Below are 15,725 nucleotides of genomic sequence, written 5' to 3'. Positions count from 1 at the left end.
CAACAATGTAGTGTATTCGATTTATGTACGCAATCATAGTGAAGTTGGAACTTTCAAAAAGAAATCATGGCAAACGGTATATGCAGTCTGAGAGCATCTGATGCAGATGATATCATTATTGGGACTTATACATGGGGTGAACAAGAGCTGGCAGGTGTGTTCAGCTTGAAGGGAAAGTCCGCAGAGGTGAACATTGAGCTTCCGGACGGTGTCTATTTAAATCTGATTAACGGAAGTAATGTAACAGTCACACAAGGCAAATTACACAGTATTGCAGAGCCGATCATCATTGAACTTTAAATGGAAAAGAGCTTTTCTCCAAACAAGTGGGAGGTCTTTTCTATTCTTATGTTACGAAAGTCCAGAAAACGTCAATTAAAGTCCGAATCTCATATGGGTTTGCTGTTCACATGGAGAAGCTTCTCTATTTAGCATGAAAAGCGGACCCTAAAAGTCCGATTAACCCCTACATAATGTCCGGTAGAAATGAGGCTGAGACACTATACTGAAGGTGTTCAACTTTTGTTACAGCACAAGAAGAAAATTCACAGATACTAAGGAGGGATGTCATGAAATCCGGTCAATCTAATTTAGGACGGACATTCGGACAAATCAAACAAAATTGGGGTCTATATACATTGCTTTTCCCCGCGGTAGTACTTACGTTATTATTCGCGTATAAACCGATGTACGGGGTGCTTATTGCATTTAAGGATTACAGCCCAGCGTTGGGTATTGACGGCAGCCCATGGGCTGGATTCAAGTACTTCGAGAAGTTCTTTAATTCCTACCAATTCTCATCAACGATTAAGAATACATTGATCATTAGCGTGTATAGTCTGATTACGTTTCCAATTCCGATTATACTCGCGCTGATGGTTAACCAGATGAGACCTAACCGGTTCAAACGGTTTTTCCAAACGGTATCCTATATGCCACACTTTATTTCAACAGTTGTAATGGTGGGTTTGATGATGATTTTGTTCTCACCTAGCTCTGGGTTGCTTGGGAATTTATACAATCTGTTTGGAAAAGAAGCTCCCGATCTGATGGGCTCCGCTGGTCTGTTCAGCAGTGTATATGTCTGGTCCGATGTGTGGCAGCATGTAGGTTGGGACAGCATTATCTTTATCGCTGCACTCTCCTCAGTCGACCCGAGCTTGTATGAGGCTGCAACCGTGGATGGCGCAAGTCGAATGCACAAAATTCGTTATATCGATATTCCTATGTTAATGCCAACAGCGATTACTCTGTTAATCCTGCGGGTCGGTGGGCTGCTCGGGGTTGGATTTGAGAAGGTGTATCTAATGCAGAATGATCTGAACATCACCTCAAGCGAAATTCTGTCCACTTATGTCTACAAAATTGGTTTACTCAGCAGCCAGTACAGCTTCTCATCGGCGATCAACTTGTTCAACACCGTCATCAGCTTTATTTTATTAATTATGGTCAATCAGATTTCTAAAAAATTAAGCGAAAATAGCTTGTGGTAGGAAGGAGGGAAATTGAAATGGGAGTATTAGAAACAGCAACTAATGGAAATGCAGGGAAAATAAAGAAGAATCGTTCATCAGATACCGTTCTTGAGATTATTATGTATGTAATATCGGCTATTTTCCTAGTTATCCTGATTTACCCTTTGTACTTTATCGTCATTGCTTCATTCAGTGATCCTTCTGCGGTGGCAGGTGGACAGGTATGGTTATTTCCGAAGGGGTTCACATTAGATGGCTATAAAGAGTTGCTTCGTCACGATAATATCTGGACCGGGTACTGGAATACCATCCTCTACACGGTGGTGGGAACCGCGATCGGGTTAGTAGTTAATATCACAGCGGCTTATGCATTGTCAAGAAAAGACCTTGTGGGACGAAAATATATTTCGCTGTTTTTTATCTTTACAATGTTTTTTAACGGCGGGTTGATTCCTACCTTTTTAACGATTCGTGATTTCAATCTATATAACACTTTCCTGGTTATGGTGCTGCCCTTCTCTGTTGGGGTCTTTAATATTATCGTCGCACGAACGTTTTTTCAGACGAGCATTCCTGGGGATTTGTGGGAAGCAGCCCAAATTGATGGCTGTGGCAATATCCGTTATTTTATTAAGATTGTGCTACCGCTGTCGAAAGCAATTATCGCAGTGCTGGGATTATGGATCGCCGTGGGTTACTGGAATTCATATTTTAACGCCTTAATTTATTTAAAAGATCCTAATATGTATCCATTACAGCTGATTCTTCGAAATATTCTGGTCACCAACCAGATGCAATCGGGTATGGGAACAGGCGAAGCCGCACAAATCGCTCTGCGCCTCGCAAATATGATGCGTTATTCTGTTATTATTGTAGCAACGGTTCCAATCATGTGCTTATATCCATTTGTACAGAAATACTTTAATCAAGGGGTTATGATTGGGGCAGTGAAAGAGTAAATACTTTCAACTAACAATCGTGGAGGACCAGGATAGCAATGAGAAAAATGCATAAAACAATCACTGCCATTCTTTTAGCGACAACGTTGCTTGCAAGCCTAACAGCCTGTAAAGGAGACAAAGGGGCTAACGATGTCATATCTGAGCCAGGTGACTTCAACCAAGTGGGCTTGCCGATTGTCAATAAGCCAGTGACATTAAAGGTGCTGACTGTTCGATGGGGAAGTATGGGAGATAATTTTACCCATAGCGAGTGGCTGAAGGAGCTGGAAGAAAAGACAAATGTCAAAATTGAATGGCAGGTGATGTCCTCCAATGATTGGAATGAACGAAAGTCTATTATGTTGGCAAGTGGTACGCTGCCAGATATCATCATTGGGAGTCAAACCTTCGGGGATTCCGATATTGTCAATAACCTAAGCTTATTCCGCCCACTGGATGATTATATAGAGCAGAATATGCCTAATCTCAAAGCAGCTATGCAAGAAACGCCTGAGATGAAAAGAATCAGTACCTTCCCTGACGGGAAAATCTACTCTCTGCCTGCAAGACTGCCTTCGCGTCCAAAAAGCTCGCGCCAGCCTGTGATCAACAAAACCTGGCTGGACAAATTGGGTTTGAAGATTCCGGATACGATTGATGATCTATATAACGTGTTTAAAGCTTTCAAGGAACAAGATCCGAATGGAAACGGAAAACAGGATGAGATTCCTTTTATCGAGACAGGTAATGATCTGATCAGTCCCTTTGGGATCGCTGACTTGAACAATAACTATATGGTGATTAAAGACGGAGAACCGGTATTTTATCCTGTTTCAGAGGCGTACAAAGAGGCTCTGAAATGGGAGAATAAATTGTTTGAAGCAGGAGTACTTGATGATGAGATATTTACTCAAGACGAAACGCTCAGATCAGCCAAGTTTTCCAATCCGGATGCGCCAATTGTAGGCTTCTCCTATCAGTGGACTCCAGACGCCGTATTTGGTAAATGGAGCAATCAATATATGACCATTCCGCCGATTGCTGGACCAGATGGTAAACGCTATACCGTTGGAAATCCGAATGGAATGAATCTGTCACGCAACGAACTGCTGATCACTACTTCTTGTAAATATCCAGAGATTGCAGCTCGTTGGGCCGACCAATTCTATACAAATGAAGCGAGCATTCAGAATTTCTGGGGAGCTATTGGAACGGTAATTAAGAAGAACGATGATAGCACCTATATGTTGATGGACCCACCAGCTGGAACTAGTGCAGATGCCTGGTATTGGGAACAGTCTTTACGAGATTTCGGACCGAAATATGTTAGCCCATCTTTTGAAAATAAGATCATTCTGAACCCTAATAGTGGAGATGGGCTTAAGCTTCAACTCGATAAGCTGGGAAGCAATTACGTAAAACTACCATTTCCTAATGTAATGTACACTGCAGATGAGTTTAAGAAGCTACCGACCTTGACCACGGATATTGATAGTTATATCAATACAATGCGTGCTCAATTCGTTATGTTAGGTGGAGTCGACGAAGCGTGGGCTGACTATGTGCAGCAGCTGCGGGGGATGGGCCTTGATCAGATGGTCAAAATTCGGACGAATGCTTACAGTCGTTACATGAACGTTGAATAAAAGAAAAGAGGATTAGCAGATGGGAAATATATTGAAAGAACTAACGCCATTATCTGAGCATTTAAAGCTGCATTCTGAACCAAACGCTAATGCCGAAGTAATTATTCAGGGCGAATGCTATCGTTTCTCTGTATTAACTCCGGAGCTCATCCGGATGGAATACAGCGCGGAGGGTTATTTCGAAGATCGGGCGTCGCAGACCGTTGTGAATCGCAATTTTCCGGTTCCAGCGTTCCGCGTAATTGATCTGGGGAACAAGCTTGAGTTGATTACAGATCGCCTGCATTTATCTTATGATAAGAAGCCCTTCTCCCGGCATGGGCTCAGTGTTCAGGTGAGAAACGAAGCGGGTCATCTGATGAGTGTCTGGAATTACGGTGATACAGTACAAGACTTGAGAGGCACGGCACGTACATTGGATAATGCCGATGGTGCTATTCCGCTAGAGCATGGATTACTCTCACGTTCCGGATATACGTTAGTTGATGACAGCACCTCACTTGTATTGGAAGAGGATGGGCTAGTCGAACTAAGGGCGCAGAAAGGCCTCGATCTTTATTTTCTCGGATATGGTCATAATTACCTGAAATGCTTAAAGGATTTCTATCACCTTTGCGGCCGTACACCCTTATTGCCACGCTATGCGCTTGGTAACTGGTGGAGTCGGTATTATCGGTATTCAGAGGAAGAATATAAAGCGTTAATAGAACGGTTTGAGAGTGAGCAAATTCCGTTTTCTGTCGCTGTTATAGATATGGATTGGCATCTCGTCGATATTGATCCGCAGTACGGTAGTGGCTGGACGGGTTATACATGGAACCGTGAACTGTTTCCTGACCCACAAAGATTTTTGACATGGCTGCATGAAAAAGGGCTTCGTGTAACGCTCAACGTGCATCCAGCAGACGGTGTACGGGCGTTTGAAGATCCTTACCTTGCTATTGCAGCGGAGATGGGCATGGACCCGGAAAAAGGTGATGCAGTTGAATTTGACATCACTGACCCGAATTTTTTACGAGCATATTTTAAGTTTCTGCATCATCCGCTAGAGGATGAAGGCGTGGATTTCTGGTGGATTGATTGGCAGCAGGGTGGCGTGACTAAGGTTCCGGGATTAGATCCGCTCTGGATGCTGAACCACTATCACTACTTGGATAGCGGCCGAAGAGGTAATAGGCAGATTACTTTTTCTCGTTATGCAGGTCTTGGCAGCCATCGTTATCCAGTGGGATTCTCTGGAGACACCATTGTGACTTGGGAGTCACTGGATTTCCAACCTTATTTCACAGCCAATGCCGCAAACGCCGGTTATGGTTGGTGGAGCCATGATATCGGGGGGCATATGAACGGTTATTTAGACGATGAATTGGCGATGCGCTGGGTGCAATTTGGTGTGTTTTCACCTATTTTGCGGTTACATAGCTCTGCGAGTCCTTTTAACAGTAAGGAGCCATGGCGGTTCAATAAGATAGCGGAAGCTGTGATGAAGGATTGCTTGCGTTTACGTCATCGCCTGCTTCCTTACCTGTATACAATGAATCGTTATGCCAGTAGGGAAGGACTTCCGCTTGTACGGCCGATGTATCATCATCATGCGCAGTGGAATGAAGCTTACGAAGTGCCAAATGAATATTATTTCGGAACGGAGCTCATAGCGTGTCCAATTACGCAGCCAGTGAACCAAAAAGTGGGTGTTGCTGAATTTAAGGCTTGGCTACCTGAAGGGGTCTGGATAGATTTCTTTAACGGAAGAGTGTACGACGGTGGAAGAAAGCTTTCTCTCTATCGTAATCTGGAGAGTATTCCTGTATTGGCTAAAGCAGGCGCTATCGTTCCTATGGCGGATCTTACGGAATATACCTCTTCAGTGGACAATCCCAAACAGATGGAGGTTCGTGTCTTTGCTGGGGGCAGTGGTCACTTTCATCTCTGGGAGGATGAGGGCAATACTGCGGAAGACCGGGACGATCAATGGTGCGACACGGAAATGGTACTGGATGTGGGGGATGTCGTTAATTTCAAGATTCAGCCTGCTAGAGGGAATACAAAAGTCGTGCCTGAACGGCGGTCATGGAAGTTATCCTTTGTTGGCTTTACGGATTCGAAGGTAGAAGTATTTGCTAGTGGCATAGAAATCGCAGCAAAAATTGAGTATGACGCAGCTACACACACACTAACGGTTATGATCTCGGATCAAGCGGTAGAGAATTCACTGGAGGTAATGTTCACAGATGCTAGGATTGCTGTGAATTCGGTAGATGATGAGGTGTTCAACCTCCTGAACCGTGCGCAAATTCTTTTTCAATTGAAAGAACAAATTTACCGTGTAGTCAAAGAATCAGCAACGCCGATGGCAGCATTAGCCGCCCTTGCCTCGTTAGAGCTTGAACATACGCTGTACGGAGCTTTATGCGAAATACTGACGGCTAGGCTTTAACACAGTAGATTTTCTATGACCGGAGGCAGTTTTCTACATTCTTAAAACCACAAAAAGTGAGCAGAGCAGCGATTCTCTCGTTATTGGAGAATCGCTGCTCTGCGTTTTTGGTCATTGGCTGCTTGCTTTAGCAGATTATGGGCAAGGGAAAGCCACCCGACTTCGAGGGGGTTCTTTTTTGCGTTTGTATAAATATTTTAGTACATTTCCCGCTTAAACAGTGGAGAGAACGGACTGATTGTGGAAAAGCGGCAGCGCTCGCCTTGGTCTCCGGATTTTCACCGCTAAGGGGAATGAAAAAAATCTGGAGAGCACAGCGATTGGAACAACGGTCCGTTCGCGGAGCGTCCTCACAGAGAGCAAGCGTCTATCCAACTCCAAAAAAAAGGGGCGTCCCAGCCATTTCATGACTTATGGGACAGCCCGTTTATTTAGTGGTGACTAACTGTAAGTCCTACTTAATGAGCAGTGTCTGAATGGCATGAGCCGGAATCATGTTCTCAGCCAAATTGTCTTGGAAGCGCAGAGTGAAAGGTAGCTCTTGTTCCGTGCGGTTCATAACGATAACAGCAATGGTGCCATCTGGATTACGGAAAGCAGTGGTTTCAAGCTTATCTGTGTATTTGGAATGCCCAATGCGTTTAGCGCCCGGACGAATATATTTACTAAAATGCCCGATGTAATAGAAGGAACTCTCAAAAATAATTTCATCGTTTTTCGTATCCCCGATAATTGGAGCATCGCAGTAGTTACCTACATGGTTAGGGCCGCCTTGCTCGTCCAAGACAATGTTCCAGTCGGTCCAGCTCGACATCCAGTTGTTCAGATTGCCAATGATATCATGGCCGTAACGTTCGCCTGTGTTCCAGGAGCCGAGATGAACGCCACCTTCTTGGCAGCCTTCGCTGAAGAACAGCTTTTTGTCTGGGAAGCGATCATGTACGGCAGATAGGGCTTCGAAGTGATCGCCGGAGTACCAGTGGAAGCAAATTCCCCAAATGTATTTGGAAGCTTCTTGATCTTCGAAAGCAACCTTGGCACGGTCATACACGCGCTCCTTGTTATGATCCCAGATCATTACCTTTACATGTGCCAAGCCGGCTTGTTCCAAGGCTGGACCCAAGTAATCACGAACAAAATCCTTTTCTTCTTCGGCAGTATAAAGGCAAGAATCCCATATTTGCACAGCTTTCGCTTCATTCTGAACACTAACGGCCCAAATATCGATGCCTTCAGCCGCGTAAGCCTGAATATATTTAACGAACATGTTGGCCCAAGCCTCACGGTATTCAGGCTTAAGGGCTCCGCCACCGTTCATTTGACCGTTCGTCTTCATAAAAGCAGGTGGACTCCAAGGAGAAGAGAATAAACGGAAATCTTCACCAACAGCTGCTGCAGCATTTTTGATTAGGGGAATAATGGACTCTTGATCTCTGGAAATATCAAATGAACGCAGCTCCGAATCGCCTTCTTCTACATAAGCATAGTTGCCCAGTGAGAAGTCGCAGCTCTGGATATGCGAGCGGCATAGAGTATAGCCAATTCCGTGCTCAGGATCAAAATAAGCCTCGATAATTTCTTTTTGCTTAGCTTCACTTAGTTTAGCGATGGTAACAGCAGAGGCCTCGGTAAGTGCACCACCGAAACCTGCAATTTCCTGATACTCCAGATCATCATAAATATTGATGAGCTCTGATTCGACTCCTAAAGTGTCGGGAAGGAAAATCAGAGGGTCTTTTTCCGTTAAACGGTCGGTGGTATCTTTGGCTGTTTGAATGACGCGAACAATTTTACTCATAGGGTTGGTAACCTCCTGTACATATAAATTCTGTCTTTATTATAGAAGGAGATTCACTGCTCTTTGAAGAAACAATATGGCTAAGAACCTCAACAATCTGGTCATCGACTACTAAGAGAAGTGGAGTGAATGCTATGGAAACTAATCGTGTCCAAATAAGCCTTTGCGGCTTTATTCGCCATACTCAGCCTTTTCGGCAATTATATCGCAGTGGGCTGGATACCTATATCATCAGGCTGCAAGCTGAAGGAGAATGTGAAGTACTCATCGATGGAGACATGGTAACCGTGGTGCCTGGTGATCTGTTATTATTTAAGCCCCAAGACATATATGATCTGAGGATCGGTGAAAAGAAAAGTCCGCTGGGACATAGTGTGGACTATTTTGTAATGTGTACAGGGGAATGGGTGGATCACTGGTGGAACCTGCGTGAAAGACCAAAGAAGGTTAGAATTGCGGATGATGGCAAGCTGCAAAGTATATGGCAACAGCTTGATCTGGAGAATAGAAGACTAGATGGAGGTAGTCCTGAAATACTTGAAGCGCTATTTAGAGCGCTATGTTTACTGTTAGATCGGGCTATCGAGGAGGCTCCTGCTTCATCATCGGCCTCGCTTCTACACGGACTTAAGATGAAGAGTTATGTAGAGGAGCATGCTACATCAGAGATCAGGCTAAAGGAAGTAGCTGCTCATGCCGGAATTAGTGTAACGAGGGCGGTACATTTATTCAAAATTCAATTCGGCTATTCTATTATGCAATATGCAGGGCAAATCCGGCTTGCTATGGCATTGCGATTAATGGACAACACTAATTACACCTTAGAGCGAATAGCGGAGGAGACGGGATTCGGGAGCTACACCTATTTTCACAGGGTATTCCGGGAACGTTATGGTGTTTCTCCAGGTATGTATCGAAAGAGAGAATAGGTGTAGATCTAAAGAGCTCAAAAAACGTGGCTGCAAATAAAATAAGCTGTCCCATCAGTAGCATTCACTACTTTTGAGAAAGCCTCGTTTTATAATAGATCACTAATCGCTTGTTCAAATAACTTGACACTATTTTCCCATGTCCATTTGTTTGAGGACTTTTCACCCTGTGCTGCTAATTTAGTTCTTAAGTTTTTGTCTCGAATTAAGCGTATGACATCTTCACCAAGTCGATTCTCATACCGATAGGAGAGCAGACAGTTCTTCTCATGACTTGCGTATTCTATATTACCACCTGAATAAACGCAGACAAGTGCTGCGCCACACCGCATGGCTTCAAGTCCGGGTAAAGAACCCGTATCAAAAATACTTGAGCTTACAAAAATATCCGCCCCGTTATAATGGTAACAAAGTTCCTCATCATTCGCTGGCGTGAAGAACCGATATTTTCCGGTGGCTTGTATGGATTGTAAAGCTTCAGAGGTGTTGAACTCGTCGGGTGGACTAATAAAGTTAATATTCACGTAGGGACAAAGCTTTTTTACGAGATCAAGCTGTTCAATAAGATAGTCTTGCTCCCGATGCCAAGAGAAACCTCGTTCTACATTTCTTAATATAGCCGTTACATTTAAAGGCTCCTGAAGACTGTGACGGATCTTCATATTCTTAAAGGAGGAGCTTACGCCAATTGGCACTATGCTTCCTGTGATCCCATGATTTAAACGAATCAGGTCCTGCTGCCAACGTGATAATACGATTAGATGCTCAGTCACGTGATAAGAAGGAAACGACAGCGAATTATCCGGCAAAAAGGGTGGTTCATAGCATAATGACAATCTTACATGAATTCCTTTTCCTTGATTGCTAGCTTCTTGTGCGATGGGGACGGTTGTATAATAATTAGACACAATGACGTCTCCTGGAGGAAAGTCTTGTACGTTAAGTGTCATTAATGAGGATCGGACTACGTTTGAGCGCACATCATAGGAAATCACGCCATCTACTGGCAAGAGGAGGGTAACCTGATGCCCTATAGCTGTAAGACCATTGGTGAGTTCTATCAACATACGTTGTGCACCGCCATGAGATAAGGTCAGAATAGGGAATGTAAATCTCATTAATTATCCCGTCCCTTCCAAATTAGACCTAAACAATGTTATGCATTCGTTATGTTTCTTATTTTATTCAATTTCCATAGAAAAGTACCAGAGGTCACTATTAGTTTAAACTGGGGATAGGCGTAAAGACGCTAACACGTATCCCCAGAAGAAAATCTTTATTTTGTTTAAGGAGCAAGTGTCTTCAGTAATGCAACGGTCTCATTAATTTCTAAATCCTTGATATCCTCTAAAGATACGTCGATCATAGGCTTATATTCTTGAAGTTTACTAAGGAAAGCTTCGGTATGGAATAGCCCCTTGCCTGCTTTGCCGTGCTGAACATTTTCGCCATTTTTATAGATGTCTTTTAAATGCGCCAGTATGATTCGGTCGCCGAATAACTTGAATGAGTCATCTACAATTTGATCCTGCATATGTACAGCTGAACCAATAAAATTACAAGGATCTAATACAACACCTATACAGCTTGAAGGGACTTCATCTAAGATGCGGCGCATCTTGTCTGGTGTAGAAAGCGTATGTGTGCAGACGCCCTCAAGTCCTAGAAATACACCCCATTTTTCAGCTTCCTCAGCAAGCTCCTCTACGGTTGCTTTTAACGTCGCCCAGCCGATCTCTTCGTAATGGATTGGATCTTGTTCTTGAAAAGTTGTCAGGGATCCGGTCTCCGTTGCAACCATAGGTGCGTCGAATTGGCGGGCGAAACGAAGATGTTCTTTGAAACGATTGATCTCTGATCTCCGAATGACAGGGTCCGGATGAACGGGATTGATGTAACAACCCAACACGCCAATGCGTATTCCTGCTTTGTCAAATTGTTCGCCAATATAGCTTGCGAGTCCAGGACTTAGTTTACCGGTAGAAGTGTCAATGTCCTGAATGGCCTTGGATAAAGCGAGCTGAACAAAATCGATATCATAATTCTGAAGCGTTGCTGTTAACGATTTGAGCGGCAGGCAGCCAAATGTATGTGCCAGAGTTCCGTATCTGATGGGGAACCTCTCCTTTTGTCTGTGATTATGTGATTAAATGATTACATACATAATAGTAGGGCTTTCATATTGACGCAATTGGTTTATCGTTATCGTTTGTAAGGAAATGAATGATTTTAGTGTTCACTTTGTCCGGTTGCTCATGATTGATGCCATGTCCCGCATGGGGAATGACTTGGTAATGAAACTTTCCATCTTCTAAAATATTTATGAAAGCCTTCGATTGTTTTAACGCATGTTCGCCTATTAAAAAAAATAGCTTGTCTCTGACTGCGACTGCGGCGTTTTTATCGTATGGATGAAGCTTATGAACAAACATCGCTTGCTGATTATGGGTGCGCATTAAAAGGATCAGATGAGCAGCTAATTCTGGATGGTTGTCAAATAAAGGGGAGTTAGGTGCGCTTAACTTCTTCAGAACTTTTAGTAAATTGCGATCCGTAGGAATCAGAATCTCTGGGAACATCATTAGTAAGGTTTGGATCATGGCTTTGATTGGTGCAGTAACCATCCCGCCTTCCAAACAAACGACACGATTCACTTTGTCCGGTTGCTTGGTTGCATAATTAAAAGCAATATAAGCGCCATTGGACACACCCGCGATATTAAAGACTTCTATACTCAGATGCGTCGCTATTTCATTAATCCATTCCACTTGCTGAAACTTCTGTTTGTTAAAATGCTCGTTAGGTATGCTTTTTCCGGGTCCGCCCAAAGTATCAATAGCGATGCAATAAAAATGCTTCGATAATTCCTCGATATTTAAGATCCACATGACCGCCGAGTTATCACCAACGCCATGAAACAGAAATAAAGGGGGATTACTCCTTTGACCGGAAATGATACAATGCGTCAGCCCATATGTGGTTGGCAGGTCTATCTCTTCAAAGGGAATAGGCCACCGATGAACTAGCTGCTCGTACGATTGCCACACTCTCTCTTGCCCCTTGGCATTCTTAAAACTTTTTACCATCACAAGCCTCCTTAGCAAAAATACAACATCTGCATCTTATTCCAATAAGTATACTACGAGGGTTCGGTAGGAGGAGCGGGAATTAGAAACATACTGTGAAAATGAGGGTGGCGGCAGATAAGTGTATTTCATACAACTAAATTGCTACTTTACACCTATTAATGAGAAATAGATGTACTTCGTACAACTATTTCTCTGGAAATCAGCTGATTCAGCTAGATTGGGGGAATTTAACTGCACAAAGTACACTTAACACTAGGCGCGAGCGTTATAGTGAATTTTAGTTGTAGAATGTGCAATTAAATTATGCGGCCCGTTAAAGGATGCTGCTAGTTTAGTTTTATCAGAGTTGCTAATTGGCAGCTCTTTTTTTGTTATTTGCGAGGCTATTCCAGCTCATCCAAGGGAGATTCGTCTAAAATGTGAAATAAATTTTAAATTTTGTTGAAAACGCTCTATTCAAACACAAACAAATAGATTAAAATCAAAACAAACAAAAATAAACAAAAAAATAAACATTCAAAAACGGAGGTATTCACAAATGGTACAAAGTTTATGGGATTCATCACGGGAACAAGACATCAACGGAGGTTTAGATGCACTGGTATATCGCTCCAATCTGCTGGGTGAAGATCGTAGAGTCTGTAATTTTGGAGGAGGCAATACCTCTAGTAAGACGATAGAACTAGATTTCCGTGGTCGTGAAGTAGAAGTAATGTGGGTGAAGGGGAGCGGCTCGGACCTCGCTACGATGAAAGCAGGCAATTTTACCGGATTGCGGCTTCAGGATATTGCTCCGTTATTCGAACGGGAAGAAATGCCCGATGAGGAAATGGTGGCTTATCTCGCGAACTGTATGATAGATCCTAAACATCCGCGTGCTTCCATCGAGACGTTGCTGCATGCTTTTTTACCCTTCAAACATGTAGATCATACACATCCTGATGCGATTATCAGCCTGTGCTGTGCGCATAACGGTAAAGATATTGCGCAAGAAATTTACGGGGATCGTTTCGTGTGGGTTCCTTATATCCGACCTGGCTTTACCTTATCCAAAATGATTGCTGAAGGAGTACTTGCTAATCCACAAGCAGAATTAGTGCTGATGGAGAAGCATGGTCTGGTAACTTGGGGAGATACACCTGAAGCTTGTTATGCGAAGACAATCTCTATCATTAATGAAGCAGAGCGTTACATCGAAGATAGAATTGAAGATGAGAACTTATTCGGAGGTCGCAAAGCGGATGCACTTTCGGAAGAAGATCGGCGGGCTGTAGCGGCGGCAGTAATGCCACTGATCAGAGGAGCAGTTAGTGATGAGCGTAAAATGATTCTGACCTTCGATGATGCAGAAGATGTGCTGCGTTTTGTAGGAGGCGTTAACTCGCAGGAATTATCTGGTGTAGGTGCAGCTTGTCCGGATCATTTGGTACATACCAAAATGCTGCCGCTCTTTGTTGCATGGGAACCAAATGCCAGTGATATTGATGGATTGAAGTCTAAACTGAACGAAGCCATAACCGCTTATAAAGAGCAATACAAAGCTTACTTCGATCGCAATAAGCATGAGGGAGATGTAATGTTCGAAGCCGCGCCGCGTGTGATTCTGATTCCCGGAGTGGGAATGATCAACACAGGCAAAAGCTGGAGCAACTCCAAGATCAGCGGAGCCTTGTATCACCGTGCTATCGCTGTTATGCGGGGAGCTACGGCACTGGGTGATTTTGTCTCCCTTAGTGAGAACGAATCGTACAATGTGGAGTATTGGCCTTTGGAATTATATAAGTTATCTCTCGCTCCTGCGGAAGCAGAATTCTCGCGTAAGGTTGCGTTCATTACTGGTGGCGCAGGCGGAATCGGTAGTGAAACCGCTCGTCGTCTAGTATCAGAAGGAGCACATGTTGTGCTGGCAGACCTCAACCTGGAGGGCGCGCAGAAAATTGCCGAGGAAATTAACGAGAAATACGGTGAAAATCGTGCGTTCGCTGTTAAGATGGATGTAACACAGGAAGAGCAAGTTACTGCAGCTTATGCGGATACTGCACTTTTCTATGGTGGAGTGGATATTATTGTGAACAATGCAGGGCTTGCGACCTCCAGTCCTTTTGACGAAACTTCATTAAAAGAGTGGAACTTGAATATTTCCGTGCTAGGCACAGGATATTTTCTCGTCGCTCGCGAAGCTTTCAAGGTGATGAAGGAACAAAAAATCGGTGGCAGCATGGTGTTCATTGGCTCCAAAAATTCCATATTTGCTGGAAAAAGCGTATCGGCTTACAGCTCCGCCAAAGCACTCGAAGCACATCTAGCTCGTTGTATTGCAGCTGAAGGTGGAGAGTTCGGCATTCGCGCTAATACGATTTTGCCGGATGCCATTCTTCAAGGCTCTGCGATTTGGAATTCGAACTGGCGTAATGAGCGGGCGGCAGCCTACGGAATTGAACCTGATCAACTAGAGGAGCATTACCGTAAACGCACAACACTGCTTGTAAATATTTATCCACATGATATTGCTGAGGGCGTTGCTTTCTTTGCTTCTTCTAAGTCAGAGAAAACTACGGGCTGCATGTTGACAATTGATGGTGGAGTACCAGCAGCTTTTACTAGATAAGAAGAAGATTGAATATAGATAGGTTAACGGAGGGAATCCATGCTGATTGCAGACAGATATGAACGAATCGTAGAGCTAGTGAATGAACGCGGTAGCATTCGTGTATCGGAACTGAGTACATTATGCCAAGTGACGGAGGAGACTATCCGCCGGGATCTGGATCGACTGGAAAAGGCAGGTAGGCTGCTACGCTCCCATGGTGGAGCCGTTAGCCTGCGTGACCGTCAGCCAGAGACCCCATATGCTGAACGTGAAATTATGAACGCTGCGGAGAAGCAGCAAATTGCTCGTGAGGCTGTGATGATGATAAAACCGGGGGATCGAATTTTACTGGATGCTAGTACGACGGCTTGGTATATGGCCTCTCATTTGCCTGATATGCCACTAACTGTACTGACTAATTCTATCAGGGTGGCTGCGGAGTTAAGTGGGAAGGAACGAATTGATGTGATCTCAACGGGCGGTCAATTGAGTCGCAGGTCGATGTCCTTTGTTGGTCATCTGGCGGAACGTTCTCTTGAGCTGTATCACGTGGACAAAATGTTTTTTTCCTGCAAAGGATTTCATCTCGAACGCGGCGCTAGTGAATCGAATGAGCTGCAAGCTATGGTGAAGCGTAAGATGATTTCTATAGCGGAGCAAGTGATCCTGCTGTGCGACTCCAGTAAGTTTGGAACTCAAGCGTTTACACATGTTGCTACGACTAGTGAACTGGATGTTGTGATTACGGATTATAGCCCTTCTGTAGATCAGTTGAAGCAGCTACAGGAGCTGAACATCGCAGTTACGACGGTGTAGAAAA

At 43.9% G+C, this 15,725-nt stretch carries 12 protein-coding genes; 8 read left to right on the top strand and 4 right to left on the bottom strand.

What is annotated here, in order from left to right; genetic code table 11:
- Positions 1 to 66 precede the first annotated feature (66 nt).
- From NSS67_RS22325 to NSS67_RS22305, 5 genes are all read left to right on the top strand, one after another.
- The gene (locus NSS67_RS22325; RefSeq protein WP_339315787.1) at positions 67 to 300 is read left to right on the top strand and encodes a hypothetical protein; all 234 of its coding nucleotides are present in this window, start codon (positions 67 to 69) and stop codon (positions 298 to 300) included.
- A 269-nt stretch (positions 301 to 569) separates the two neighbouring features.
- A complete protein-coding gene (locus NSS67_RS22320; protein WP_339315785.1) occupies positions 570 to 1,493 on the top strand; it encodes an ABC transporter permease subunit in 924 nt (307 codons plus the stop codon).
- A 17-nt stretch (positions 1,494 to 1,510) separates the two neighbouring features.
- Entirely contained in the window at positions 1,511 to 2,434 is a 924-nt protein-coding gene (locus NSS67_RS22315) for a carbohydrate ABC transporter permease (RefSeq protein WP_339315784.1), read from the top strand.
- Between the two features lie 38 nt (positions 2,435 to 2,472).
- Positions 2,473 to 4,062, top strand: a complete 1,590-nt coding sequence (locus NSS67_RS22310) for an extracellular solute-binding protein (protein WP_339315783.1) — start codon at positions 2,473 to 2,475, stop codon at positions 4,060 to 4,062.
- Between the two features lie 19 nt (positions 4,063 to 4,081).
- A complete protein-coding gene (locus NSS67_RS22305) occupies positions 4,082 to 6,499 on the top strand; it encodes a TIM-barrel domain-containing protein (protein ID WP_339315782.1) in 2,418 nt (805 codons plus the stop codon).
- A 454-nt stretch (positions 6,500 to 6,953) separates the two neighbouring features.
- On the opposite strand, the gene NSS67_RS22300 is transcribed toward NSS67_RS22305, so the two are convergent.
- The gene (locus NSS67_RS22300; RefSeq protein ID WP_339315780.1) at positions 6,954 to 8,297 is read right to left on the bottom strand and encodes a glycoside hydrolase family 30 protein; all 1,344 of its coding nucleotides are present in this window, start codon (positions 8,295 to 8,297) and stop codon (positions 6,954 to 6,956) included.
- A 134-nt stretch (positions 8,298 to 8,431) separates the two neighbouring features.
- Between NSS67_RS22300 and NSS67_RS22295 the strand changes: the two genes are divergently transcribed.
- Positions 8,432 to 9,226, top strand: a complete 795-nt coding sequence (locus NSS67_RS22295; RefSeq protein ID WP_339315779.1) for a helix-turn-helix domain-containing protein — start codon at positions 8,432 to 8,434, stop codon at positions 9,224 to 9,226.
- A gap of 89 nt (positions 9,227 to 9,315) precedes the next feature.
- Here the strand turns inward: NSS67_RS22295 and NSS67_RS22290 are convergent, their stop codons facing one another.
- From NSS67_RS22290 to NSS67_RS22280, 3 genes are all read right to left on the bottom strand, one after another.
- Complete coding sequence (locus tag NSS67_RS22290; RefSeq protein ID WP_339315778.1) at positions 9,316 to 10,344, bottom strand: glycosyltransferase family 4 protein; 1,029 nt, start codon at positions 10,342 to 10,344, stop codon at positions 9,316 to 9,318.
- A 167-nt stretch (positions 10,345 to 10,511) separates the two neighbouring features.
- On the bottom strand, positions 10,512 to 11,261 hold the full coding sequence (locus tag NSS67_RS22285) for a sugar phosphate isomerase/epimerase family protein (RefSeq protein WP_339320668.1): 750 nt from the start codon (positions 11,259 to 11,261) through the stop codon (positions 10,512 to 10,514).
- A 142-nt stretch (positions 11,262 to 11,403) separates the two neighbouring features.
- Positions 11,404 to 12,312, bottom strand: coding sequence for an alpha/beta hydrolase (locus NSS67_RS22280; RefSeq protein WP_339315777.1), 909 nt, complete (start codon positions 12,310 to 12,312; stop codon positions 11,404 to 11,406).
- Between the two features lie 541 nt (positions 12,313 to 12,853).
- Here NSS67_RS22280 and NSS67_RS22275 point away from each other — a divergent pair.
- Together NSS67_RS22275 and NSS67_RS22270 are read left to right on the top strand one after the other, a co-directional pair.
- Entirely contained in the window at positions 12,854 to 14,923 is a 2,070-nt protein-coding gene (locus NSS67_RS22275) for a bifunctional aldolase/short-chain dehydrogenase (RefSeq protein WP_339315776.1), read from the top strand.
- Positions 14,924 to 14,962: 39 nt separating this feature from the next.
- Positions 14,963 to 15,721, top strand: coding sequence for a DeoR/GlpR family DNA-binding transcription regulator (locus tag NSS67_RS22270; RefSeq protein WP_339315775.1), 759 nt, complete (start codon positions 14,963 to 14,965; stop codon positions 15,719 to 15,721).
- Positions 15,722 to 15,725 lie beyond the last annotated feature (4 nt).

Source organism: Paenibacillus sp. FSL R10-2734 (assembly GCF_037963865.1).
Lineage (GTDB): Bacteria > Bacillota > Bacilli > Paenibacillales > Paenibacillaceae > Paenibacillus_AQ.
This window is presented reverse-complemented; position numbering and strand designations above follow the sequence as displayed.